Consider the following 24,286-nt stretch of genomic DNA (forward strand, 5'->3'; position numbering starts at 1 on the left):
CGAGATCCGAGCCGGTTCGGAGCCGGCTCGGACGAGGGACCTCCCGCCTCACCCCCACCTCTCACCCCTCACCCCACCCCCCCCCCACCCCTCACCTCAGCCGGTCGACGTACCGGTCGGTCCCCGGCACGGTGGGAACGAACGGCGCGACCAGCTCCACCCGCCCCAGCCCCGTCTCCGCGACCGCCGCGTCCAGACCGGTGAAGTGCTCCTCCCAGCAGCTTCGCGGATCCTCCTGGAGGAACCACAGCAGCGTCAGCCGGGTCTCGACCCCCTCGACCTGCTTCACGTACGTCATCCGGTCGCCGGGCAGCGGGGTCGGCCGGAAGACCGTGACCATGGCCGCGGGTGAGCCCTTCAGCCGCTTCGGAAGATGGCGCGAACGCAGCCACTCCAGCAACTCCGCCCGTTGCTCCGGCCCTTCGGCGTCGACGACCTGGAGCACGAGCCCCGCGTACGGGTGATCCAGCGCGTGGAAGTCCCGGGGCCCAGCGGCACCGTCGCGGTAGACGGTGGCCTCGTGGTCCTGGAAGGCCGTGAAGACATGGGTCCGGTCCTGGTAGACCCGGCCGTCCCGGTTGAGCCGCTTGTTGATGGCGACGGTCCACTTCATGTGGTCGCCGTAGCGCCCCTCGGTCACCCAGTACGTCGACAGATAGCACCCCGTACCGACGGGCTGGGCGACGGCCGACTTCTCCGGATAGCGCAGGTCCTGGAGGTCCTTGGTGGCCACCCAGCGGCGCCCGGCGAACATCCACGGCATCGCCGTCGCGCCCGCGTAGTAGTGGTCGTCCTCGTACCAGCGGTTGTAGGCGTACTCATGGCCCGGGTGCGGTTCGACCATGGTGATCAGGGCGTGCCCTGGGCGCACCCCGTACGGCCCCACCCCGGCCAGCTCGGCATACCTCTCGCTGCGTGTCGCGTCGTCGCCCACCATGTCTCCCTTCCCCTTCCGCCAGATCCAGCGTCCCCCTACTCTGACGGTTCGTCAGATGGACTGCCAGGGCCGGGAGGCGCCGATGTTGCTCACGGGGAAGACGGTCATCGTCTCGGGTGTCGGGCCGGGGCTCGGGCACCGGGTCGCGGAGACCGTCGTACGGGACGGAGGCCGCGCGGTGCTCGGGGCGCGCACGGCGGCGAACCTGGCGAAGAGCGCGGCGGAGATCGACCCCGGGGGCCTGCACACCGCCCACCTCCCCACCGACATCACGGACGAGGCTCAGTGCGAGGCGCTGGCGGCGCTGGCGGTCGAGCGGTTCGGCGGGATCGACGCGGTGGTGCATGTCGCCGCCTGGGACAGCTGCTTCGGGGGACTCCAGGACGCGGACTTCGCCACCTGGCAGTCGGTCATCGACGTGAACCTGCTCGGTACGCTGCGGATGACCCGGGCCTGTCTGCCCGCCCTCAAGGAGCGGGGCGGCTCGGTGGTGGTGATCGGTACGCAGTCCGCGGTGGCCGCCCCCTCCCAGGTGCGGCAGGCGGCGTACGCCGCGTCCAAGGGGGCGCTCACCTCGGCGATGTACTCCCTGGCACGGGAGCTGGGCCCGGACCGCATCCGGGTCAACACGGTGCTGCCGGGCTGGATGTGGGGGCCGCCGGTGCAGGCGTACGTCCGGTTCACCGCGCACACCGAGGGCGTACCGGAGGCAGAGGTGCGGGCCCGGCTCACCGAGCGGATGGCGCTGCCGGAGCTGGCCACGGACGGGGATGTGGCGGAGGCCGTCGCCTTCCTGGCCTCCGACCGGGCACGGGCGATCACGGGCCAGTCGCTGCTGGTCAATGCGGGCGAACTGATGCGATGACGTTCTGCGTCCGGTTCCTGGGCACCGCTGCCCGCGCGGACCGCGGGCTCCTGGGCTGGATGCCTCGGATCAAACCGTCGAGGCACCGCTACCCGCGCGGGTAGCGGGCCAGCCAGCCCGGGGCGGCGGCGGACGGGCTGTGCAGGGCCGGCCCCTGGGTCATCTCCATCGCGAAGTCGTCGGCCAGTTCGAGGACGGTGGAGCGCCCCTCCAGCTCCACGAGCCAGGCCGGCGGCAGTGCGGTCTCCCCGTGCAGCGTGCCGAGCAGCGCCCCGCAGGCGGAGGCGGTGGCGCGGGAGGGGCCGCTGTGGTTCACGGCGAGCCGCAGCCCGTGCCGGATGTCCTCGCTGACCAGCGCGCAGTACACGGCGACGGCGAGGACCTCCTCGGCGGCGTCGCTCGCGCCCAGCGCCTCGATCAGGGCCGGGCCCGGGATGCCCTGCCGCACCGAGCCGAGGGCCTTCTGCAACGCCTCGGCGACCGGTTCGTGTCCGGGGCGTTCGACGAGCAGGGCCAGGGCGTTCTGCACGGAACCGTCCAGGGTCTCCCCGCGGGCCAGCCCGTGCACGAGTACGGCGAAGGCTCCGGCGGCCAGTTGGGCCGCGGGGTGGCCGTGGGACTGGGCGGCGCACTCGACGGCCAGCTGGAGCACGAGGCCCGGCTCCCAGCCCACGAGCAGCCCGAAAGGCGCGGACCGGGTGAGCGCGCCCGCGTCCCGGGCGGTGGGGTTCTTGGGCTGGTCGAGGGTCCCCATGACGGTGTCGCCGAAGCCGGTCAGGGCTTCCCGGGCGGGGCCGCGGCGGGCGTAGAGCCACTCCTCGGCGGCCAGCCAGCCGTTGTCCTCGCGGCGCTCGTCAGGCCCCCAGTCGTGCTGGGTGGCGGCCCAGCGCAGGTGGGCCCGGTGCACATCGGTGGGCGGGTGCCAGGCACCGGTGTCGCGGCGGACCTGGGCGCGGATCAGCCCGTCGACGGTGAACAGGGTGAGCTGGGTGAGCGCGGTGACGGCCCCGCGTCTGCCGTGCGCGACGACGTAGTCGGTGACCCCCTCGACCCCGTGGGCCGCCCGGATCTCCTCCAGCCCGAGCCCGCTGACCCCGGCCCCGAGCGCGTCCCCGACGGCCCCGCCGAGCAGGGCCCCGCGGACCCGGCTGCGGAAGTCCTGCTGCTCGGCCCGGCCCCAGACAGCCGTGGTCCCTGTGCTCACCCCGCCCCCTCCCGACGCCGCGTATCCCCGGACACCGCGTACAAGCCTGCGCGGGCCCCTGCGGGCGACCGCGCAAGCACTGTAATCGAACGGGAACGGGCGGCAGAGGGGGCGGCCGGGGTACGTACGGGTATGTCGACGCACGTCCCGCAGGTCGCTTTTGGCCGGTGTCCCGCAGGTCGTCTTCTGCCCGTGGGGACGGCGGCCGATCAGGAGATCGTCGGGCACGATCCGGAAGTGCGTGTACCGGCCCGCGAGCGGCCGCATGGCCCGGAAGTCCCGGATGTCCCGGGTCAGCACGGCGTCCGTGGCGTACTCGGCCGCCAGCGCGACATCGACCGCGTCCACCAGATCGAGGTTCGCCGTCGCGTACCGGGCCCGCACGGCGAGTACGGCGTCCAGGAGTTCCGCGGTCGGAGGCGCGAGGACGAGCCGCGTCTCCCTGGCCCGCTCCGTGATCGAGCGAAGAACGTGATCAGCCGCCCGGCCGCCTGCCCGGACCGTCGCGACGTGATGGATCTCGGTGAGCGCCAGAGGGCTCGCGACCCAGCCGTTCCCGCTGCGCCCGCGCCCACGCGTAGTCCGGGTCCAGCTCCAGCGCCCGGTCCAGGTCCGCCAGCGCCTCCGAGACCCGCCCCAGGGCCTCCAGCGCCAGGGCCCTGCTGCCGTGCGCCCAGGCGTACTCCGGGTCCAGGGCCAGCGCCCGCCCGTAGCAGCCGACGGCCTCCTCGTACCGTCCCGTCACCCGGTACACCTCGCCCCGCTCCCCCTCGGTCCCGGCGAGGCCGGGGGTCAGCTCCTCGGTCCGGTCCAGGTCGGCGAGGGCGCCCACCGGGTCGCCCAGCGCGGCACGGACCCGGGCCCGCCGCGCCAGCGCCCACGCGTACTCCGGCCACAGGGCGATCGCCCGGTCGAAGTCGCCCAGCGCCTCCTCGTGGCGGCCGAGGCGGTGGCGGACCAGGCCCCGGCTCCCGAGCGGCACGGCGTCCGACGGGTCCAGGGCATGAGCCCGGTCCAGGACGGTCAGGGCCTCCTCCAGGCGCCCCATCCTCCGGTACGTCTCACCCCGCTCGCGCACCGCCCAGGCCCAGGCGGGCGCGATCTCCTCGGCCCGGTCCAGGTCGGCGAGCGCGTCCTCGTACCGGCCGAGCGCCCGCAGCACCACCGCCCGCCCCTGGTAGGCCCGTTCGCAACGCGGGTCCACCGCGACGGCCCGCCCGTGGTCGGACAGGGCGGCGGCGGGCTCCCCGGCCCGGAGGCGGTCCCAGGCCCGCGCCACGAGGGCGGCGGCCCGGTCCTTGTCGGTCAGCTCGGCGCGGGTGAGGAGGAGGCCGAGGGCGGCGGTGGGGCGGGGCCCGTGGTCGGTGACGGCGGCGAGCAGGTCACGCCCCCAGTCGCGCAGGAGGGCGCTGTCGGCGTCCTCGCCCGCGTCCACGAGGGTCCGGGCCCAGTGGCGGGCGGCCGAAGGCTGCTGGGCACAGACCGCGATCCCGGCGCGCCAGGCGTCGGGCAGGGCGGTGCGTGGACGGGCGCACAGCCGGTGGTACAGCGCCTCCAGGGCTGCCCGGCGCCACGGCTCCTCGGCCCAGAGCCGTTCCGGGTCGACCCCCTCGGCGGCGGCGTCCCGGCGGGCGGCGAAGGCGTCGGCCAGCCGGTCGTGCGTCTCCTTCCACCGCCGCGGGGAGCCGGTACGCCGGAGCCGCAGCATCGGGGCCCGTACGACCCCGTGGTAGCGGGAGCGGCCCGAGTGCGGGGCGACGACGAACGGCAGCTCGTGCAGCCAGTCGTAGAGCCCGGGCGGGGAGTCCGGGGCGGCGACGGCCACCAGGTCCTCGTCGAACCGCCGGGGCAGGGCGCACGCGAGAGCGGCCGCCCGGCGGACCGGGTCGCTCTCGCCCGCCAGGAAGCGTTCGACGGCAGTGGCGTTCGCCTCACCCGCCGCGCCGGGGTTCGCGGCGAGCGTCGACACCAGGACCGGCAGCCCGCCGGAGAGCCGCAGCACCTCCCGTACGACGGGCTCCTCCACCACCCCGCGTCCGGTGAGGAGTCGGCGTGACTCCGCCTCCGTGAAGGGCCCGAGCGGCACGTCGGCGACCAGGCGGGCCCGGTCGCCCCAGCGCACGGGGTCCAGGCGGCGCTGTCCGGCCAGGGTCAGCACGAGGTTCGCGGGCAGCTCCCCGTACCGCCCCGCCGTCAGCAGGTCCGCCAGCCACCGGTCCAGCAGGGGCGCGGTGCGCTCGTAGGTGTCCAGGAACAGGGCGATCCACGGCACGGTGTCCGCGACCCGGTCCAGCTCGGCGACGAACACCGGGGTGAGGACCCGTACCGGTTCCGCCAGCAGCCGCGCCTCCTCCTGCTGCCGGGCCCGCCCCCCGAAAACCGCCCGCAGCCCGCCCGCGCCCCGGGCCACGACCGCCGGATCGATGCCCCCGGCGAGCGCGCCCACCACGGGGATCGCCCCGGCCGCGATCAGCCCCGCCTGCGCGGCGGCCAGCGCCCCGGGCGAGGGGTCGCCCCCGTCCCCGGCCAGTCGGCTCGCCGCGTCGTGGAGCGTGCGCCGGTATCTGGCGAGCAGCCGGTCGAGCGCCTTGAGCGGGTGCCCCTGCTCGGCGAACTGCGCGGCGACGGCGGCCAGTACCTCCGGCACGGAGTCGGCCCCCTCGTCCACGGACGCGACCAACGCCCCGAACTCCCCCGCCACCCGCCGCCATTCCCGCACCAGCGAGGTCTTGCCGACCCCCGCATTGCCCCGCACATGAAAGACGAACCGGTGCCGGGGGTCCTCCGGCGGTATCGCGAAGTTCCACCGATACAGGTTGAGTTCGGCCTCCCGGCCGACGAACGCGGCACGGCGCTGTTCCTCGATGATCTGCTGGAGGGACGGACGACGGGGCGTGGTCGCGGGCATGCCCCCAGTCTGTCAGCGCCCCTCACCCTCCGGCAGTCGCCCTCCCCTGCTGCGGGAGCCCCGTCGCCTGCCCCCACCCCCGTACGCCGCAGGGCCCGCGCGCCCGTCCTCACCGGGCGGGGGCGCGGGCCCCCGCGTCACCACTCGCCGAGGGCGGCCGCGCACGTCGCCGTCGGCGCCACCACCTGTCAGGCCCAGGGGTCGAAGGGGATTCCGGCGGGCCGGGAGTTGTTGAGCAGGTTGCGGAAGCGGTCGTCCTTGTCGGTGACCTTGATGGTCGCGGCACCGAAGTCGGCGTTCATGAGCCTTTCGCGCAACTCCGTGCTGGGGAAGCCGTTCCAGTCGACGACCGGGGGATAGCGCCAGTTGCCGTAGTGGTTCTCCGGCGGCTCGTCGTTGCCGTTGGCGAGGCGGAAGAAGTGCGTGCTCCAACCGTCCTTGTGGTAGACGACCTTGGGGTGCGAGCCGTCGAAACGCACCTGCGAGCGCGGGTAGGTCTTGACGGTGCTGTGCTGCGTCGTCGAGACGTAGTCCACTTGGTTGGAGCCCTGGTTGACCCAGGAGATCACATGCTCGAAGTCGTGCCGGTGCCCGCCGAGCCCGCTGCCGTGGACGGCCTGGTCCTTCTCGAAGTAGCTCGCGTAGACGATGGCGCACCAGCCGTTGTTGCACTTCGAGCGGGCGTACGTCTGAGAGTTGTCCAGGTCCCACTGGTCCCGGCAGCTGCCGTTGACCGCGCCGGTCGTCTTCAGCCCCGTCGCGAGGGTCCCGTCGGGACCGATGGCGGGCGTGGCGTAGCAGCCGTCCCCGTCGTAGTCGAAGGCGGGCGAGAAGGACTGCTCGTAACCCCCGGCGTTCTGGGGGAGGTTCTGCGGCGGGCCGGCGTGGGCGGCGGAGGCGGTGCCCAGCACGAGGAGGCCCGCGGCGGCGAGGACGGCGGCGGTGCGGGCAGTGCCGGCAAGAGCCGTGCCGATGCGGGCGGCGAACCCGTTGCGGCTGGGAAGTGGAACGCTCGCACCGGCGGGTGCGGCACTGCGGTTCCTGGGTGGCTTCGGCGGTATCGGTGGAGTTCGCATGTCTTCTGTCTCCTGACTCATCCGGCCCACTCAGCGCGTGGCGACGGGGGCGACCCCCGCAAGAGTTGCCCGGGTCATGACAGAGAGAAACAGAAAACCGCCTCCTACCTGCCCGTCGGCGCCTGGCCGCCGCCCTCCCGGCAAACGATCAAGAAGCGAAGATAACGTGAGGGAACAGGCGGCCCCATCGCGGAAGAAGAGATCGACGTACGGCGTCACGGAGGACCTATGGCTTGGGACGAGTGGGAGCAGGCGAAGGCGAGGGCGCAGCAGGACGCGGCCATGCGGTTGAACGAGGTCGCCCCCGCACGCGGTGGTGGCGACGGAGACCTGGTTGTCCACGACAACGTCCTCGGCGCGCTGGGGAACGCGGCCTACGACCTGCGGCAGCACTTCTCCTCCGCATCCGACCACGCGCGGCAGAACACCTTCGACGCGTCCGTCCAGCTGTTCAACGACGGGTTCGACATGGGTTCCGCCCTCACCGAACTCCATGACGCCTGGAACACGAAGGCGGGAACGCTCAAGGAGGCGTGCGCGCACATCTCCAACCATCTCGACTACACCCGCGCCGAGCACGCGAAGGACGCGGTCAAGATCGCGACGGACCTGCACACGATCGGCGGGGACGAGCTGTCCGTGTCGCGCATCAACGACTACTACAAGTAATCGGCACGTCGGGCAACGGGGGCACACATCATGGTCACCTTCCAAGAGCTCAACGACCTGCGGCTGGGAAAGCTCCAGGCGGCGGTCGCGGACTGGCAGGCGATGGTCGACAAGCTGGTCAAGGTCGCCGACGGCGGCAATGGCGAGGTCAGCGCGGCGGACCTGGGCAGCAAGGCCAAGGCGGCCGACTGGAAGGGGCAGAACGCGACCGTGACCAAGGACTTCGTCACGGTCACGGCGCGGGAGTTCGATGACGTCGTCACCGTCGCTCGGAGCGTGCACACGATCCTGAGCGGCGCGCACAGCAAGCTGACGAAGCACAAGAGCGACTTGGCCGACGCGGTGGGCCGCGCGGCCAAGAAGAACATCTATGTGAACGACAAGGGCATGGTCATCGGCGCCGTCCCCTCACCGCAGGCGGCCGGTAGCGCGAAGATCGAACCGCCGACCCAGGCGGAGATCGACGCGGTGGCCAAGGAGATCAGCACCATCCTGACCGCGGCCGGCGAGACCGACAGCACGGCCGCCACGGCGCTGCGTTTCCACGCGAAGGACAAGCACGGGTTCGAGTCGAACGGGTTCAACAGCTTCGACTCGGCGCAGAAGAGCATCCAGGACTCCGACGAACTCATCGCCCTGGGCAAGAAGGATCCCAGCCAGATCACCAACGAGCAGCTGGCCCGCTTCAACGCCCTGATGAAAGCCCACCCCAACGACCCCGTCTTCGCCGAGCGCGTGGCCCTCGGCCTCGGCCCGGAGAGGACGCTGGAGTTCTTCGCCGGAGCGGTGGACCTGGGCAGCTGGGAAAACCGGGACGGCGGCGGCACGGGCACGCAGGACGCGCGCGAGGAGCGCATGCGGCTGCTCGGCACGCTGGAGAAGCAGCTGGGCACCACGCTGGCCACCGCCTCCCACTCCAACAGCGAGGGCATGGAGTCCTGGAAGGACCGGGTGGTCGCGCTCGGCGGAGAGAACGTCGGCAGCGGCCAGGGCGGAAGCCAGACCCGCGTCCACGGCTTCCAGGCCATGAGCAACCTCATGCGCCACGGGAAGTACGAGGGCGAGTTCCTCAACGACTACGGCAACGCGCTCGTCAAGTACGAGAAGGAGAACACCGGGGACGTCAAGGACCCGGGCCCCGGCGGCAAGCGCCGGGAGGACGTGCTGCCCTGGGACAAGCTTCCGTCGTACGCGAAGATCGACCAGCTCCACTACGGGGAGAACAACGACGCGGGTACGGACCCGATGACCGGGTTCATGAAGGCGCTGGCCCACAACCCCGACGCGGCTACGGACTTCTTCAGCTCGACCGACCCCGAGGACAACGCCCAGTACGTCCTCAAGGACCGCGAGCCCTTCAACGACGTGGTGCCGGACTCCATGGGGTATGGGGAGTCGGCAAGCGACTACAAGGGCCCGAAGGCAATCTACGAAGCGACCGGTGACGCCCTCGTCGCGGCGGCGACCGGAGTCGACCCGGACGGCCGCTCCGCCCGGCCGGTCGAGCACACCGGACAGCACCGGCAGGTGCTCGACAGCTCCCTGAAGTACCTCGCGGAGCGGGGTGACGACTTCCCCTCCGAGCTGCGGGACGACATGGCGATCGTTCTGACGAACCACGGCGACACTGTTCACCACTCCGCCAGTGCGCTGGCTGACGACCCCGAGGACCCGAAGCTGCTGGACCGGGACCAGCTGCTGGAGGTCTCCAAGCAGATCTCCCGCGACCAGAACGCCTACGGCATGCTCAACGAGGGCTTGAACCGGGAGATCGTCAGGGACATCCACGAGGACGATCCCAAGGACCCGAAGGAGACCCTGCTCCGAGCGGGCAACACCATCGGTTTCCTGGAACAGGCCCGCTACCAGGCCCTGGTGACCGACAAGGACGATCCCACATGGGATGCGAAGTGGATCTACCACGGGTTCGGCAGCATCGCGAACTTCGTACCAGGGGTCGGCGACATCACCCAGCGGGGCATCGATGCGGCGGCGTACGAGTGGCAGACGCAGGAACAGAAGAGGATCGACACCATTCACGAGCAGGACAACAAGGATGTCTTCAAGGGCAGGGAGCAGCAGTTGCAGGCACTCGCCGACGAATGGGCCAAGGCGAACCCCGGCCACTCCAACACTCGCTACACCATCACGGACGAAATCAACGGTGCGGCGTACGACGGGAACAACCGCGCCAGCGGGTTGGCGGGCGGAGGGTGACGAGGTCGATGAGGTCGATGAGGGAAAACGGCCTGCGGCCGGTGGGCGGCGCTGTGCTGCTCGTGGCACTGTTCGTCGGAGCCACTGGTTGCGGCGAGCCCGAGGCCTTCGAAGTCTCGGAGGCCTGCGGCACGAAGTTCGACCCCGAACTGATCGGCCGGCTACTGCCCAGGGGCGATGACCTGCGTTCCGATAGCACCTTCTCGGAAGAAAAGCAGTTCCGCTGCGAGTTCGCGGTCGACGGACAGGAACAGGTCGGCCTGCGAGGTGACGTCGTCGAGCCGTTCGTCAAACCCTTGGAAGTCAAGAAGTCGGTCATGCTGCGACTGGGCAATCCGGCATCGGCCGACATCGGCGGCGGTGCCACCATCGCAGACCACGGAGCGATGGCCCTGCAGGCGTGCACGTACAAGGGCGAGAAGATGCAGTACGTACTGTCCATCGACGGCGTGGAGGACCCCAAGGACACCGCAGAACGTCGTCGCCTACTCGAAAGGTTCCTGCGCTCCCAACTGCCGATTGCCATGAAGGCAGAGAACTGCCACCCATAGCAGTCGGGACGTCAGGGGCAGGGGAATGCCCCCTGCCCCTGGGTCCTCAACCAGGCACCACCGGCAGCAGCTCCGGCAGCTGGCCGTCCGAGGCCGCTGCCGCCGCCACCCGTTCCGCCGGGACCTCCCCGTACAGGGTCGTGCGCGGGCGGGCCGGGCGGCCCGCCAGTTCGGCGATGGCGGTGAGGTCCTCGATGGAGCGGTACGAGCCGTAACTCGACCCGGCCATACGGGAGATCGTCTCCTCCATCAGCGTGCCGCCCAGGTCGTTCGCACCCGAGCGGAGCATTTCCGCCGCGCCCTCCGCGCCGAGCTTCACCCAGCTCGTCTGGATGTTGGTGATGTGGGGGTGGAGGAGGAGCCGGGCCATCGCGGTGACCGCGCGATTGTCGCGGTCGGTCGGGCCGGGGCGGGCGATGCCCGCCAGGTAGACAGGGGCGTTGGTATGGATGAAGGGGAGGGTGACGAACTCCGTCAACCCACCTGTCTCCTGCTGGAGTCGGGACAGCGTACGGAAGTGGCCCAGCCAGTGGCGGGGCTGGTCGACATGGCCGTACATCATCGTCGAGGACGAGCGCAGACCCACCTCGTGAGCCGTCCTGATGACCTCCAGCCAGGTGGCCGTGGGCAGTTTGCCCTTGGTGAGGACCCAGCGGACCTCGTCGTCCAGGATCTCCGCCGCCGTACCGGGGATCGAGCCGAGCCCGGCCTCCTTGGCGGCCGTCAGCCAGTCGCGGATCGACAGGCCGGTGCGGGTCGCCCCGTTGACGACCTCCATGGGGGAGAACGCGTGCACGTGCATGCCGGGGGTCCGCTCCTTCACCGCTCGCGCGATGTCGAAGTACGCCGTCCCGGGCAGGTCCGGGTGGATGCCGCCCTGCATGCAGACCTCGACCGCGCCCACGTCCCACGCCTGCGCAGCCCGGTCCGCGACCTGGTCGAGCGAGAGCGTGTACGCGTCGGCGTCCGTACGGCGCTGGGCGAAGGCGCAGAAGCGGCAGCCGGTGTAGCAGACGTTGGTGAAGTTGATGTTCCGCGTGACGATGTACGTGACGTCCTCGCCGACCACGTCCCGGCGCAGCGCGTCCGCGATCCGGCACAGCTCGTCCAGCGCCGGGCCGTCCGCGTGGAGGAGGGCGAGGGCCTGGTCGTCGGTGAGCTTCGTCGGGTCGTCGGCGGCCTGGCTCAGCGCCTGGCGTACGTCGGCGTCGATGCGGGACGGGACCATGCCGGGGGCCGCCGCCTCGCGGAGCGCCTCCCAGTCCCCGTAGACCTCGTCGAAGTCGTCGCGGCGGTCGCCGGTGCGGCCCTCGGTGTCGATGGTGGCGTGCAGGTCGGTGCGGCCGGTGGAGGTGAAGCCCTCGTCCGGTTCCTGCCAGGGCAGGCCGGCGGGGATCGCGTCCTCGCGGGCGAGGCCCGTCTCCGGGTCGGCCAGGGCGCGGACGTGCGGGAGGAGGCGGGGGTCGAGCCAGGGCTCCCCGCGCTGGATGAACTCGGGGTAGATGGTGAGGCGTTCGCGGAGCGTGAAGCCCGACTCGGCTGTCCGATCCGCCAGTTCGTCGATGTGGGGCCAGGGGCGCTCGGGGTTCACGTGGTCGGGCGTGAGGGGTGAGACCCCGCCCCAGTCGTCGATGCCCGCGCCGATGAGCAGCGCGTACTCCGCGTCCACCAGGTTCGGCGGGGCCTGGATGCGGGCGGACGGGCCGAGGATGTGCCGGGCTACCGCGATGGCCGCGGCCAGCTCCTCCAGCTCCGCGTCGGGCATCCCGCGCATCGCCGTGTCCGGCTTGGCGCGGAAGTTCTGCACGATGACTTCCTGGATGCCGTGGTAGGCGCGGGCCGTCTTGCGCAGCTCGAAGAGGGAGTCGGCGCGCTCCTCGTACGACTCGCCGATCCCGATCAGGATGCCGGTCGTGAAGGGGACGTTGGAGCGGCCCGCGTCCTCCAGCACGCGCAGCCGTACGGCCGGTTCCTTGTCCGGGGAACCGTGGTGCGGGCCGCCCGGCTCGGACCACAGGCGGGTCGCCGTGGTCTCCAGCATCATCCCCATGGAGGGGGCGACCGGCTTGAGGCGCTGGAGGTCGGTCCAGGTCATCACGCCCGGGTTGAGGTGGGGCAGCAGGCCCGTCTCCTCCAGGACCCGGATCGCCATGGCACGTACGTACGCGAGGGTGTCGTCGTACCCCTCCGCCTCCAGCCACTCCCGCGCCTCCGGCCAGCGGTCCTCCGGGCGGTCCCCGAGCGTGAACAGGGCTTCCTTGCAACCCATCGCCGCGCCCTCGCGGGCGATCTTCAGCACCTCGTCGGGCGAGAGGAACATCCCGTGGCCCGCCCGGCGGAGCTTGCCCGGGACGGTGACGAAGGTGCAGTAGTGGCAGCGGTCACGGCAGAGACGGGTGAGCGGGATGAAGACCTTGCGCGAGTACGTGATCACGCCCGGCCGGCCCGCGGCTTCCAGGCCCGCGTTCCGTACCCGGGCGGCGGACGCCGCGAGGTCCGTCAGATCGTCGCCGCGCGCCTGGAGCAGCACGGCGGCCTCGGTCACGTCGAGGGCGACACCGTCGCGGGCTCGTCTGAGCGCGCGCCGCATGGCGTTGGAGGTCGGGCGTCCGCTCTGAGCATCGGTCATGAACCGAGCATACGAGCGAGGTGCACGCGCCGGACCAGGGCCTCGGCCCGGGATTCGCCGCCCGCGACATGACCGTGGTCACTCGTGCGGGCCGACTCACCCGGATGAGAGCCCGCCGACGGTGTCCTCACGCCTACTGTCGGAACGGTGATGGAAACGATCGTCCTCGACATCGGCGAAACCCTCGTACGCGACGACCGGCACTGGGCGTCCTGGGCCAACTGGCTCGGCGTACCGCCGCACACGCTCAGTGCGCTGGTGGGCGCGGCCGTCGCCCAGGGCCGCGACGCCACGGACGCGCTGCTCGTCCTGCGGCCCGGCATGGACGTCGACGAGGCCTGCTCCGCCCGCGTGGCCGCCGGACGCGGTGAGCACCTCGACGAGTCGGACCTCTATCAGGACGTGCGGCCCGCATTGGGCGAACTGCGGGCCGCGGGCGTCCGCGTGGTGGTGGCGGGGAACGGCACGGCCCGCGCCGGAGAGCTGCTGCGGGCGCTGGACCTGCCCGCCGACCTGGTGGTCACCTCGGCCGAGTGGGGCGTGCGGAAGCCGGACCCGGCGTTCTTCGCGCGGGTGACGGAGTTCGCGGGTGCGGCCCCGGAGGCGACGCTGTACGTGGGCGACCACCCGGCCGAGGACCTGTTTCCCGCCGCCGCGGCGGGCCTGCGGACGGCCCATCTGCGGCGCGGGCCCTACGGGCACTGGTGGGCGGACCACCCGGACGTGGTGGAGACGGCGGACTTCCGCATCGGCGCGCTGACGGAGCTGGTGGGGCTGACGGACTCGGTCGGGCCGAAGGCGCCGCCCGACGCGGTGTCGGACGAGAAGCCGAAGGTGGTGCGGCGGGGGGCGCTGCGGTCGGTCCGGTAGGGACGGGTCGGCCCCCCGAGCCCGGCGTGATCCGAACGAAAGGCCCTGGCGTAGCTGTCGTCGTCCGCCCGCCAGGGATGACGGGACAGCCCTCAGTCCCCCAGCACCGCCTGCATCACGCTCTTCGCGATCGGGGCGCCGAGGCGGCCGCCGGAGATGTCGGAACGGGAGATGTCCATGTCCGTCGGGTCGATGAACACGGCGACCGCGACCGAGCGGCCGTCGTCCTTCTTGCCGTAGCTGACGAACCAGCCGTACGGGACCTCGTCGCGGACGTTCACACCGCGCTGGGCGGTGCCCGTCTTGCCGCCGACCGTCACACCGTCGATCAGGGCGCGCTGGGCGCTGCCCTCCTTCGCCGTGTGCTCCATCATTTCCTGGACCTTCTTCGCCGTCTCCGCCGAGACGGCCTGGCTCATCTCCTTCGGCTCGTTCTTCTCCAGCGTGGAGAGGTCCGGGCCGCGCAGCTCCTCCACGATGTAGGGCTGCATCAGCTTGCCGTCGTTGGCGAGGGCCGCCGTCACCATCGCCATCTGCATCGGGGTGCTCGTCAGGCTGCCCTGGCCCATGCCGGTGAGCGCCGTGCCGGGCTTGTCGAGCTTCTCGGGGTAGAGGCTCTTCGTGGCGAGCATGTCGCCGAACTCGTCCGAGTAGACGTCCTCGTTGAACCCGAACTTCTCCGCGGTCTCGCGCATCCGGTCCTCGCCCAGCTCGGCGGCCGCGTCGAGGAAGACGTTGTTGCAGGAGTACTGCATGGCGGTCTTCATGGACGCCTTGTCGCAGACCGCGTCCCCCGCCTCGCTGCCGATCCTGTTCGTGGAGAGCGGCAGCGGATACGGCGACACCGCGTCCGTCCGGGCGTCCACGTCCGTGACCACGCCGTGCTCCAGTGCGGCCGCCGCCGTGAGGATCTTGAAGGTGGAGCCGGGCGGGAAGGTCTCGCGCAGCGGGCGGTTGGCCAGCGGCTTGCTCTTGTCGTCGAGGAGCGCCTTGAAGCGGTCGCTCTCCTTGAACGAGATCCCGGCGAAGACCCCGGGGTCGTAGGAGGGCGTGGAGACCAGGGACAGGACCTTGCCCGTACGCGGGTCCAGGGCGACGACCGCGCCCCGGGCTCCCAGGTCCGTCAGCCCCTTGTAGGCGGCCTTCTGCGCCTTCGCATCGATCGTGGTGATCACGTCGCCGCCGCGCCGGGGCTGCCCCATCAGGACGTCCTTGGCGTGCCGGAAGGCGAAGCGGTCGTCCTGGCCGCTGAGGATGCTGTCGTACGTCCGCTCCAGCAGCGAGGTGCCCTGGGCCTGGGAGGCGTAACCGGTGACGGGCGCGTACATCGGCCCGTCCTTGAAGGTCCGCCGGAACTGGTAGTCCGTGCTCCCGGTCTCCTTCGAGCCGGTGATCGCCTTGCCGCCGACGATGATGTCGCCGCGCGGGGAGGCGAACCGCTCGAACCGCACCCGGGCGTTCCTCTCGTGCTGGGCCAGCTCCTCGCGGTCCACGTGCTGGAGCCAGTTCGCCCGCAGCAGCAGGGCCAGCACCAGCAGCCCGCAGAAGATGGCTATGTGCCGCAACGGCCTGTTCATTCCACTCCCCACTCGGGCGGGCACCAGGTCCAGCGCGGGACGCGCACTGACGCGCTCGTACGCGTCCGCGGACCGGGCCCGCGTTCGCGATCCCCGGAGAGTAAGGATGCCCTGCGGCCGTGCCCGGTTGCACCCGCCCCCCGCGGGCCTACAGGTACGCGGCGTAGGCGTCCAGTGCCCGCAGCACCTCCGGCTCGTCGGCCGGGGGCAGCTGGAGCACGACCTCCTCGATGCCCAGATCCGCGTAGTGGGCGAGCTTCCCCGGGCTCGGCAGGACCGCGTGCGGCACCACCTGGAGGCCCTTCGGGTCGCGCCCGGCCTCCTCCCAGACCGCCCGCAGCTTCGGGAGGGACTCGGTGAGGCCCCGGCCGCCGACGGGCAGCCAGCCGTCCGCGTACTCCGCGATGTGCGCGAACAGCTTCGGGCCCGCTCCGCCGCCGATCAGGGTGCGCGGGCCGTTGACCGGGCCGCGCGGCCGCTGGACCGGCTTGGGGTGCGCCTCGCTCGCCTGTACGGACCCGAACTCGCCGTCGTACGCCGTTGGCTCGTCCGCCCACAGGGCCCGCATCAGCGCCATCCGGTCCCGGCCCAGGTCCCGGCGGGTCGACCACCGCACCCCGTGGTCGGCGGCCTCCTCCACGTTCCAGCCGTAGCCGATGCCGAGGGTGAACCGGCCGCCGGAGAGGTGGTCCAGGGTGGCCGCCTGCTTGGCCAGGCCGATCGGGTCGTGCTGGGCGATCAGCGTGATGCTGGTGCCGAGCGCGAGGCGTTCGGTGACCGCGGCGGCCTGGCCGAGGGCGACGAAGGGGTCCAGGGTGCGGCCGTACTCGCGGGGCAGATCACCGCCCGCCGGATACGGCGTGCTCCGGCTCACCGGGATGTGGGTGTGCTCGGGCAGGTACAGCCCGGCGAACCCCCGCTGCTCCAGCTCGCGGGCGAGCCTGACCGGTGTCACCGTCTCGTCGGTGAGGAAGATCGTCGTGGAGATCCGCATCGGGAACACCTCCGTCGTCTGCACGGGGGCCAAGATATGCCGTAGGCCCGAGAATTCCGAGACCATGTCAGCCCTGGCCATAGCCTGGGAGCAGGCAGGACTGCGGGAGAGGACGTGGGATGGGAATGGGACTGGGGTTCTTCCTGCTGCCCGCAGGCGGTGTGCTGAGCCTGACCGGCGTGTTCCTGGGCAGCAGCACGCTGATCGGGCTGAGCTGGATCATGTGGGCGGCCGGGATCCTGCTGCTGATCGCCCAGCGCTACCGCCGCCCGCCGGACCCCCGGCAACTGGCCGTCGCCGCTGCCGCCGGGGACGCCCGTGCCGTACGGGGGCTGCGCACGCTCGCCCTGGACGCGCGGAGCCAGGGGCGGCCGGACGCCGCCGAGCGGATGCTGCGGCAGGCGGTGAAGGCCGGGGACGTGGAGTCGATGTGGGAGCTGGGCCGGCTGGTCCAGGACCGCGAGGGTCTGGCGGCGGCGGAACCTTGGTTCCGGATGGCCGCCGGGCGCGGTCACGTCGTCGCCCGGCGGCTTTTCCGGGCGGGCGGCGAGCTGAACCGGGACGGGACGAGCCCTCTGTAGCCGCGCGTGCGGACTACAGAGGGCTCGCCTTCTTCCGTTCAGGAGATCAGAACTTGCCGTAGCGGCCCGTCAGGTCCGCCTCCTGGCACAGGACTGATCCGATCAGGCAAGGCAGGCCGACGTACTTGCGGGTGTAGACGTTGGTGACCTTGCCGCCGTTGTAGATGTAGATGTGGTGGTTGGGCATCAGGCGGTGCTTGCCCGAGCGGATGGTCCAGTTGCCGCTCTTGGTCATGTTGATGGTGGCCGCGCCGCTGATGGCCCCCTTGACCCCGCCCAGCCCCTTGCAGAACGGGTTCGCGGCGTGCATGACGAACCGGATGTCCACGGAGTTCTTGCCCGACCCCAGCTTCTTGGCGGTCATGTGCTTGTCCGTGGCCGTCTTCGTGGCGACCTTCTTGCCGGTCGACTTCTTGTAGACGTGGGTAGGCTTGACCGACTTGTTGCCCACCACCTTCTTGTTGCTCCAGGTGACGGTGGCGTGCAGGGCCGCGCGGTACTTGTCCGACTTCCAGTCGAACTTGGAGCGGCCGTCACCGCCGTACTGGAAGCCCTTCTTGTAGTCGCAGCCGGCCGCGGGAGCGTCCACCTTCTTGAACGGCAGGAACGCGACCCAGCTCAGCGTGGTGGTCTTCGCCGCGGCCGCCGCCTCGGCCTGCCGGACCGCCTGACCGCGCAGCCCGGCGAGGGAGCCGGTGGCCGGGACGGAGACGTTCATGCCCCAGGTCCTGGCGCCGGAGTGACCGCCCTCATGGAGGAGCGGAATGACCTGGTAGTCGTGCTGGGCGCCCGGCTTGACGGCGGTGTCCCGGAAGGACTGCACGCCCGCGCCCGGCCGGGCGATCTCCTTGCCGTCGCGGGTGACGACGTACTGGGCGTTCTCGGCGTAAGCCTTCCAGGACAGCTCCACGAAGCCCTGGCCGGCCGCGGCGGTTATGCCTTCGTCCGCCGACGAGGTGTCGACGACGGCGGTCTCGCCGGAGGCGGCCCGCGCGACGCCGAGGCCCTGCGCGTCGAGCGCCTTGCCCTGGGCGCTGTCCGCGGCGAAGCCGGTGACGTCCTTCAGTCCGCCGTACGACGTGGCGGACAGCTGCGACACGGCGAACGCCGGACCGGACCGGTCGGAGGAGACCGCGGAGGCGGAGGCCGGTCCGGAGGCCGAGCCCGAGGCGAGAGCGGTCGCCTGGAAGCCGCCCGCGACGAGCGCGAGCGGGGTCACTGACAGCGCGGTCACCTTGGCGAAACGCGAGAACTGCATGTATTTCCCTTCATCCCCGTCGACACCACGGCCGAGGCCATGGCATCGGGCGCCCTGGTGTCAGGCACCTGCCATCGACCTTAGGAAGGGGGACAGAAGGGTTCAATTGCCCCTTGAGGCATTGCCCTTAGGGACAATGCCTCAAGGGGCAATGGCTCAGAGGCCGCCGGTGTAGGCGAAGAGGAAGAAGAGCGGGAGGAGCACACCGACGGCACCGGCTGCGAGGCCGATGTAGCACTGGGTCCGGTTGACCGGGACCCTGCTGACCAGACCGAGGACGCCGAAGGTGACCGCGAGGGCGCCGGCCAAGAGCGCGAAGACGGCGAGGAAGAAGGAGAGGACCACCGCGACGACGCCCAGGCCGAGCGAGACGGGCGCGTAGAGGGTGGCAGGGCTTTCGGTGGTTCCGGTGGCCATGGCGCTTCCCTTGTCGTGAGGTGTCTGCATCGTCCTGTGTACGCGGGCGGGAGGCCTCCCGCTCCTCCCCATCATGGCATTCGCCGACGGCCCGGCCGGAACGGCCCCTGAGCGCCGCACGGCAGGGCCACGGCCCTCAGACCAGGCCCAGCGCCGCCCGGCTCAGGAACGCCAGCCGGGCCGTCTTCTCCGGCTTCTTGATCTCCGGGCCCAGCTCGAAGCCGACCCGGACCATCCGGGCGAGCGCCTTCTCGTTGCGGGCGTCCGGCTCGACGACGACCCGCAGGTGGGCCGGGTCGCTGAAGACGTAACCGATGAACGCGGTGAGCAGGGCGTCGGTGTACCCCTTCACCGCGCCCTCGCCCTCGGCGGGCGCGATCAGCAGGTGGATACCGAAGTCCCCGGGCTGGACGTCGTAGCACTCGCCCACCGGGTCGGCGTCCGGCTCGTACGTCTGGAAGAGCGCGGCCGGGACGCCGTCGCGCAGCGCCAGGTAGGCGTGGTGGGTGGGGAGTGAGGCGACGAACTCGTAGATCTCCTGGACCTGTTCACGGGTGTGGTCGGCCATGCCCCAGAACCGGGCGCGCTCCTCGGTGACCCAGCCGTGCAGCAGGCCGGCGTCGGCCGCCGGGTCGACCGGGACCAGGCGGACGGTACCGAAGCCCTCGACCTTCTGCTCGTGCACGGCCGGGCGGAGGGCGGGCGCGGTGGGTTCGGTGACGGTCATGGGAGCCTTGTCCTCGTCGTTCTCGGCGCCCTCGGGGCGGGGCGTCGTGGGGTGTGTCGTGCGGTGCAGCAGGTTCCAGTCGGTGACGACCGGGGCGAGGTCGCCCCGCGCCCACAGGGGTGTCTGGTCGCGGTGGTGCGCGGACCCGGGGACGCCGGACGCGCCGAAGGGCACCACCCACCTGCTGTCCTCGCGGCGGGCCAGGTCCCAGACGTAACGGGCGGCCGGGCCCCGGGCGAACAGGTCGGTGACGCCGGGCACGCTGGAGGTGGACAGCACGCAGTCGTGGTCGCCCGCGAGCCCCGGCCGGGCGGCCTCGTCGGGGACCGCGTCCGGGAGCGCCTGCCAGGGGGACAGCCGGTGCAGTTCGCCCCACGGGCCGGGCGGGGTCTCCTCGGCCGCCGCCGCGACCGCCTCGGCCGAGGCCGCGACCACCGCCAGCCGGTCCTCGTACGGCAGGAACCCCACGGTCAGCAGGGTCTCCAGGGCGTAGCCGATCCGGGGGACGGCGGCGAGCCAGGGGCGGAAGAGTGGCGGGTACGCGGTCGAGCGCCACGGATCGTCCGCAGCCGTGAGGGCCTTCAGGGCTGGGTGGGCGGCCAGGCGGTGGACGACGTCCGTGCGCAGCCGCGCGTAGAGGGTCGCTTCGGTGCTGTCCGCGTCCATGTGGCGGTCCCAGCGCAACAGCAGCCGGTCCCGGAGGCGTTCGGCGGCGGGCCCCAGGGCCGGGGCCCCGGCGAGCAGGGACAGCAGCGGGCGGGCCGAGGCGAGGCGGGTGTCGGTGTGGACGGCGGCCATGTCGGCGGGCGAGCGGTCCGTGTCCGCGTCGAGCAGCTCCCGTATCCGGCGGGCCCGGTGCGGGGGCGCGAACTCCACGCCCAGCGGGGCGGCGAGACCACGCTCGTTGGCCATCACGGCGATCCCGGTGGCGGGGTCGACCTCGGTGCGGGGCAGGGGGACGGTCTCGCCCCCGCGCCAGGCGTACGCGGGGTCCTCGGCCGGAACAACCCGCAGCCGGTTGGCGTACGGGCGCGCCGGGACGTGTCCGGCGGTCCGGTGCAGGGTGTCCCCGGCGGTGTCGGCGGCCAGGACCACGTTGACCGGCTCGACCCAGCGGTCGAGGGCGGCGTCGAGGTCGGCGACCGTACGGGCTCGGAGCAGCGCGGGCAGCACGTCGAAGCCGAGCTCGCCGGTGACGCGGGGCGGGTGGCGGAGGCTGATGACGGGCGCGTCGGAGCTCGGAGCGTCGTGCACGTCCCCGATGATCACCGGCCCCCGGTCCGTCTCCACGATCTCGACCGTCTCCGGCTCTCCCCCGGCGACCTCCACGGTCTCGGTGTGGGCGTGGACCCGGTACCAGCCGTCCGGCCCGAGCGCCTCCACGTCCCCGCCCGCCGTGCGGCGCAACCGCTCCCGGTACAGGTCCTGGTAGTCCGCCATGGCGTTGGTGATCGCCCAGGCGACGCCCCCCGTGTGTCCGAAGTGGGCGATGCCGGGGATGCCCGGGACCGCGAGGCCGACGACGTCGAACTCGGGGCAGGCGAGCCGGATCTGCTGGTAGACGCCGGGGGCCTCGATGAAGCGGTGCGGGTCACCCGCGATGAGGGGGGCGCCGGTGGTGGTGCGGTCGCCGGTGAGGAGCCAGCCGTTGCTGCCCGCGGTGCCGGGGCCGTCGGTGGCGAAGAGGGTCATGTGGTCCTCGCCGAGTCGGCGGGCGACCTCTTCGCGCCAGAGTTTGGTGGGGAACCCCGCGAACAGGATGTGCGTGGAGAGCCAGACGCCGAGCGGGGTCCAGGGCTCCCAGCGGCCGGGGACGAGCGAGGCCGCGGCGAACTCGGGGGCCAGGGCGGCCCCTTCGGCGAGGCCCTCGTTGACTCCGTCGACGTACGCGCCCACCCAGGCGGCGGTCTCGGGCGCGAGCCCCTCGTAGCAGCGGCGGGCGGTGTCGGCGAGCCGGGCCCGCCGGACGAACCGGTCCCAGTCGACGGCCTCCGCACCGAGGTACGCGGCGGTCGTGCCGAGCACCCGGTGGCGCTCTGTCTCCAGCTGCCAGGCCCGGTCCAGGGCCGCGTTGTGCCCCTGGGCGCGGGCCAGGCCGAGGACGTCGGCGGCCCGCAGGTGGGGTATCCCCCAGTCGTCCCGGAACACCTCGAAGCGGCCACCGGCGCCCCGGTCCGGTCCGGCGTCGGGTCTCTCGCTGCCGGTGCCAGCGGTCATCGCTCTGCCCATCCCCTGCTCCGGTGGTTTTCAGCCACTCCCCAGCCCTAAAGATTTAGGTTAGCCTAACCTAAAGCGACTCTTTGGCAGTGGGCCGGGGCGCCAGGGCGAGGCAGGAGACACCGTGGGACATGGCTGGGAAGGCGTCGTTCTCAAACTGCTCCGGGGGCGTGATTTCACGTTCACGGTGACCGGCGCGGAGCAGGTCACCGACCGCTTCCGCCGGGTGCACATGAGCGACGGCGGGCTGCTCGCGGCGACCGGCGGCGCGCATCCGACGATGTGGGTGCGGCTCTGGTTCGAGGAGGCCGGCAAGCCGCACCAGCGCGCCTACACCCTGGTCGACCCGGACCCCGAGGCCGGGACCTTCAGCCTCGAATTCGCCCTCCACGAGGGCCCCGCCTGCGACTGGGCGCGGGCCACCCAGCCCGGCGACACGATCGACGCGACGCTCCAGGGCACCGGCTTCGCCCTGCCCGACCCGGCGCCCTCCCGGCTCTTCGTGATCGGCGACCCGGCCGCGCTGCCCGCGATCAACTCGCTGCTGGACGCGGTCCCGGACACCCCGGCGACCATCTGGTTCGAGACCTCGGACGAGGACGACCGGAAACTACCGTTCCGCCTCGACGAGGCCCACCACACCCTGCACCACGTGGAGCGCCGCGAGGCGGGCGCACATCTGGTCTCCGAGGTGAAGGCCGCCCTGCCGGGGCTGCTGGGCGAGGACCACTCGGACGCGTACGTCTGGGTCGCCTGCGACACGTCGACCACCCGGACCCTGTCGGCGTACCTCCGCAAGGAGCTGGGCCTGCCCAAGGACCGGGTGAACGCGCTGGGTTACTGGCGCCCGTAGCCGGCGGAGGACCGCCGCGCCGGAGGCCTCAGTCCTCGACCACCAGGGCCGGGGTCTCCTTCGTCAGCACCTGGCCCCGGAAGAACGCCGGGCTGCGGCGCTCCATCGCGGCCATCAGCACCACGCCCAGGAGCAGCAGCCCCACCCCGATGACGAAGACCGAGCCGACGCCGAACACCGAGGAGCCGGAGCCGTACGCCGGGTCCCACATGTCGTAGAGGGTCTTGGCGAAGACGGCCGCGAGCAGGATGCCGCCGACGACCGGGAAGAGGCCCTTGAAGACCAGGTCGCGGCCGGAGCGGGTCAGTTCGGCGCGGAAGTACCAGGCGCAGGCGAAGGCGGTCAGCGCGTAGTAGAAGCAGATCATGAGGCCGAGCGCGTAGATGGTGTCGATCAGCACATGCTCGCTGACCAGCGTCATCACGGTGTAGAAGACACCGGTCCCGATGCCCGCCACGACCGTCGCCCGGCCGGGAGTCCTGAAGCGGGGATGGACCTTCGCGTACGAGGCGGGCATCGCCTCGTACGTCGACATCGCGAGGACCGTGCGGGCCACCGGGATGAACGTGGTCTGGAGGCTGGCGGCGGCCGAGGCGAGGACGGCGACGAAGAGCAGCACACCGAGCCCGGAGCCCATGACCGGTCCGGCGAGGGCGGCGAAGACGTTCTCACCGGTCTCCGGGTTGGCGAGGCCGAGCCCGGTGGTGCCGGAGCCGACGGCCATCTGGGCGGCGACGGCGGTGGCCAGGTAGGCGCCGACCAGGACGATCATGGCGACGAGCGCGGCGCGGCCGGGGGTCTTCTCGCTGCCGGTGGTCTCCTCGTTGGCGGTCAGGCAGGCGTCCCAGCCCCAGAACATGAAGATGGAGAGGGAGAGACCGGCCGTGAAGGCCGCGAAGGACTGGACGGCGAACGGGTTCAGCCAGGACCAGGAGAAGTCGAGCGAGGTGGCGAAGTCCGCGCCGCCGCTGCCCGCCTTGCTGAGGGCCATCGCCACGAACAGCGCGAGCACGGCGAGTTGCAGCCCGACCAGGGTGTACTGGATGCCCTTGGTGGCGGTCATCCCCCGGTAGCTGATGGCGGTGGCGACGGCGACGAGGACGAGGCAGGTGCCGATGTGGACCAGCTTGCTGTCGTCCAGGGCGGCGACCGAGGGGCTGCCCGTGACCTCACCCGCCAGCAGCCAGAAGAACGAGGTGGCGACGCCCGCCAGGTTGGACAGGACGATGATCGTCGCGATGACCAGGCCCCAGCCGCACATCCAGCCGACGCGCGGGCCGAACGCCTTCACCGTCCAGGTGAAGGACGTACCGCAGTCCGGCATCGCCCGGTTCAGCTCGCGGTAGGCGAAGGCCACCAGCAGCATCGGCAGGAACCCGGCCAGGAAGACGGCGGGCATCTGCACGCCGACCTCTCCGGCGGTGGAGCCGAGGGTGGAGGTCAGGCAGTAGACGGGGGCGACGGTGGAGACGCCGATGACGGCGCTGCCCATGAGGCCGACGGAGTTCCCGCCGAGCCCCTTTCCGCGTACACCGCCGTCGGCCGGGGCACTTCCCCGTACCGTGTCTCCGGCCTGCGGCCGCGCGTCCAGCTGAGTCATGGGAAGGACGCTATGCGCTGCGATATCCACATCCGGAGCGTGAGACTCCAACGTCTCACCCTTAGGTACACCGGCCAACCACCCATGAACGCCTCATTAATTCAAGGTCACACTCACGTGAAACCTTGCAATGCAT

Annotated in this window: 18 protein-coding genes; 7 read left to right on the plus strand and 11 right to left on the minus strand. The window is 71.8% G+C overall.

The features are described from left to right. Positions 1-91 precede the first annotated feature (91 nt). Positions 92-937: a hypothetical protein gene (locus RI138_RS12645; protein WP_311120000.1), complete on the minus strand. Its 846-nt coding sequence runs from the start codon at positions 935-937 to the stop codon at positions 92-94. An 82-nt stretch (positions 938-1,019) separates the two neighbouring features. Here RI138_RS12645 and RI138_RS12650 point away from each other — a divergent pair, with 82 nt between their 5' ends. Beyond that, on the plus strand, positions 1,020-1,802 hold the full coding sequence (locus tag RI138_RS12650) for an SDR family oxidoreductase (RefSeq protein WP_096628965.1): 783 nt from the start codon (positions 1,020-1,022) through the stop codon (positions 1,800-1,802). A gap of 88 nt (positions 1,803-1,890) precedes the next feature. Here RI138_RS12650 and RI138_RS12655 read toward each other — a convergent pair whose 3' ends face one another. From RI138_RS12655 to RI138_RS12665, 3 genes are all read right to left on the minus strand, one after another. Then, positions 1,891-3,006, minus strand: coding sequence for an ADP-ribosylglycohydrolase family protein (locus RI138_RS12655; protein WP_311122871.1), 1,116 nt, complete (start codon positions 3,004-3,006; stop codon positions 1,891-1,893). Between the two features lie 475 nt (positions 3,007-3,481). Beyond that, entirely contained in the window at positions 3,482-5,914 is a 2,433-nt protein-coding gene (locus RI138_RS12660; protein WP_311120001.1) for a tetratricopeptide repeat protein, read from the minus strand. 188 nt (positions 5,915-6,102) lie between these two features. After that, positions 6,103-6,990 (minus strand): NPP1 family protein, encoded by an 888-nt coding sequence (locus RI138_RS12665; RefSeq protein ID WP_311120002.1) that lies wholly within the window; start codon positions 6,988-6,990, stop codon positions 6,103-6,105. Positions 6,991-7,218: 228 nt separating this feature from the next. Here RI138_RS12665 and RI138_RS12670 point away from each other — a divergent pair, with 228 nt between their 5' ends. The 3 genes from RI138_RS12670 to RI138_RS12680 are packed head-to-tail and all read left to right on the plus strand — an operon-like array spanning position 7,219 to position 10,427. After that, positions 7,219-7,659 (plus strand): hypothetical protein, encoded by a 441-nt coding sequence (locus RI138_RS12670; protein ID WP_311120003.1) that lies wholly within the window; start codon positions 7,219-7,221, stop codon positions 7,657-7,659. Between the two features lie 30 nt (positions 7,660-7,689). Beyond that, entirely contained in the window at positions 7,690-9,876 is a 2,187-nt protein-coding gene (locus RI138_RS12675) for a DUF6571 family protein (RefSeq protein WP_311120004.1), read from the plus strand. Positions 9,877-9,893: 17 nt separating this feature from the next. After that, positions 9,894-10,427, plus strand: coding sequence for a hypothetical protein (locus RI138_RS12680; protein WP_311120005.1), 534 nt, complete (start codon positions 9,894-9,896; stop codon positions 10,425-10,427). 46 nt (positions 10,428-10,473) lie between these two features. Here RI138_RS12680 and RI138_RS12685 read toward each other — a convergent pair whose 3' ends face one another. Continuing rightward, entirely contained in the window at positions 10,474-13,056 is a 2,583-nt protein-coding gene (locus tag RI138_RS12685; protein WP_311120006.1) for a bifunctional FO biosynthesis protein CofGH, read from the minus strand. 150 nt (positions 13,057-13,206) lie between these two features. Here RI138_RS12685 and RI138_RS12690 point away from each other — a divergent pair, with 150 nt between their 5' ends. Then, the gene (locus RI138_RS12690) at positions 13,207-13,926 is read left to right on the plus strand and encodes an HAD family hydrolase (protein ID WP_311122872.1); all 720 of its coding nucleotides are present in this window, start codon (positions 13,207-13,209) and stop codon (positions 13,924-13,926) included. Between the two features lie 92 nt (positions 13,927-14,018). Here RI138_RS12690 and RI138_RS12695 read toward each other — a convergent pair whose 3' ends face one another. Together RI138_RS12695 and RI138_RS12700 are read right to left on the minus strand one after the other, a co-directional pair. Next, entirely contained in the window at positions 14,019-15,503 is a 1,485-nt protein-coding gene (locus tag RI138_RS12695; RefSeq protein WP_311120007.1) for a peptidoglycan D,D-transpeptidase FtsI family protein, read from the minus strand. 148 nt (positions 15,504-15,651) lie between these two features. After that, positions 15,652-16,497 carry an LLM class F420-dependent oxidoreductase gene (locus RI138_RS12700; RefSeq protein ID WP_311122873.1) on the minus strand — a complete coding sequence of 282 codons (846 nt, stop codon included), beginning with the start codon at positions 16,495-16,497 and terminating at the stop codon, positions 15,652-15,654. 125 nt (positions 16,498-16,622) lie between these two features. Between RI138_RS12700 and RI138_RS12705 the strand changes: the two genes are divergently transcribed. Continuing rightward, entirely contained in the window at positions 16,623-17,078 is a 456-nt protein-coding gene (locus RI138_RS12705) for an SEL1-like repeat protein (protein ID WP_311122874.1), read from the plus strand. 46 nt (positions 17,079-17,124) lie between these two features. On the opposite strand, the gene RI138_RS12710 is transcribed toward RI138_RS12705, so the two are convergent. From RI138_RS12710 to RI138_RS12720, 3 genes are all read right to left on the minus strand, one after another. Continuing rightward, complete coding sequence (locus RI138_RS12710; protein WP_311120008.1) at positions 17,125-18,336, minus strand: hypothetical protein; 1,212 nt, start codon at positions 18,334-18,336, stop codon at positions 17,125-17,127. 156 nt (positions 18,337-18,492) lie between these two features. Then, on the minus strand, positions 18,493-18,753 hold the full coding sequence (locus tag RI138_RS12715; RefSeq protein ID WP_096628941.1) for a hypothetical protein: 261 nt from the start codon (positions 18,751-18,753) through the stop codon (positions 18,493-18,495). Between the two features lie 136 nt (positions 18,754-18,889). Then, complete coding sequence (locus RI138_RS12720; RefSeq protein ID WP_311120009.1) at positions 18,890-21,697, minus strand: GNAT family N-acetyltransferase; 2,808 nt, start codon at positions 21,695-21,697, stop codon at positions 18,890-18,892. A 124-nt stretch (positions 21,698-21,821) separates the two neighbouring features. Here RI138_RS12720 and RI138_RS12725 point away from each other — a divergent pair, with 124 nt between their 5' ends. Then, positions 21,822-22,550 (plus strand): siderophore-interacting protein, encoded by a 729-nt coding sequence (locus RI138_RS12725; protein WP_096628938.1) that lies wholly within the window; start codon positions 21,822-21,824, stop codon positions 22,548-22,550. Between the two features lie 28 nt (positions 22,551-22,578). Here the strand turns inward: RI138_RS12725 and RI138_RS12730 are convergent, their stop codons facing one another. Next, positions 22,579-24,150: an APC family permease gene (locus RI138_RS12730; protein ID WP_311120010.1), complete on the minus strand. Its 1,572-nt coding sequence runs from the start codon at positions 24,148-24,150 to the stop codon at positions 22,579-22,581. Positions 24,151-24,286 lie beyond the last annotated feature (136 nt).

The sequence above is a fragment of the Streptomyces durocortorensis genome (assembly GCF_031760065.1).
GTDB lineage: Bacteria > Actinomycetota > Actinomycetes > Streptomycetales > Streptomycetaceae > Streptomyces.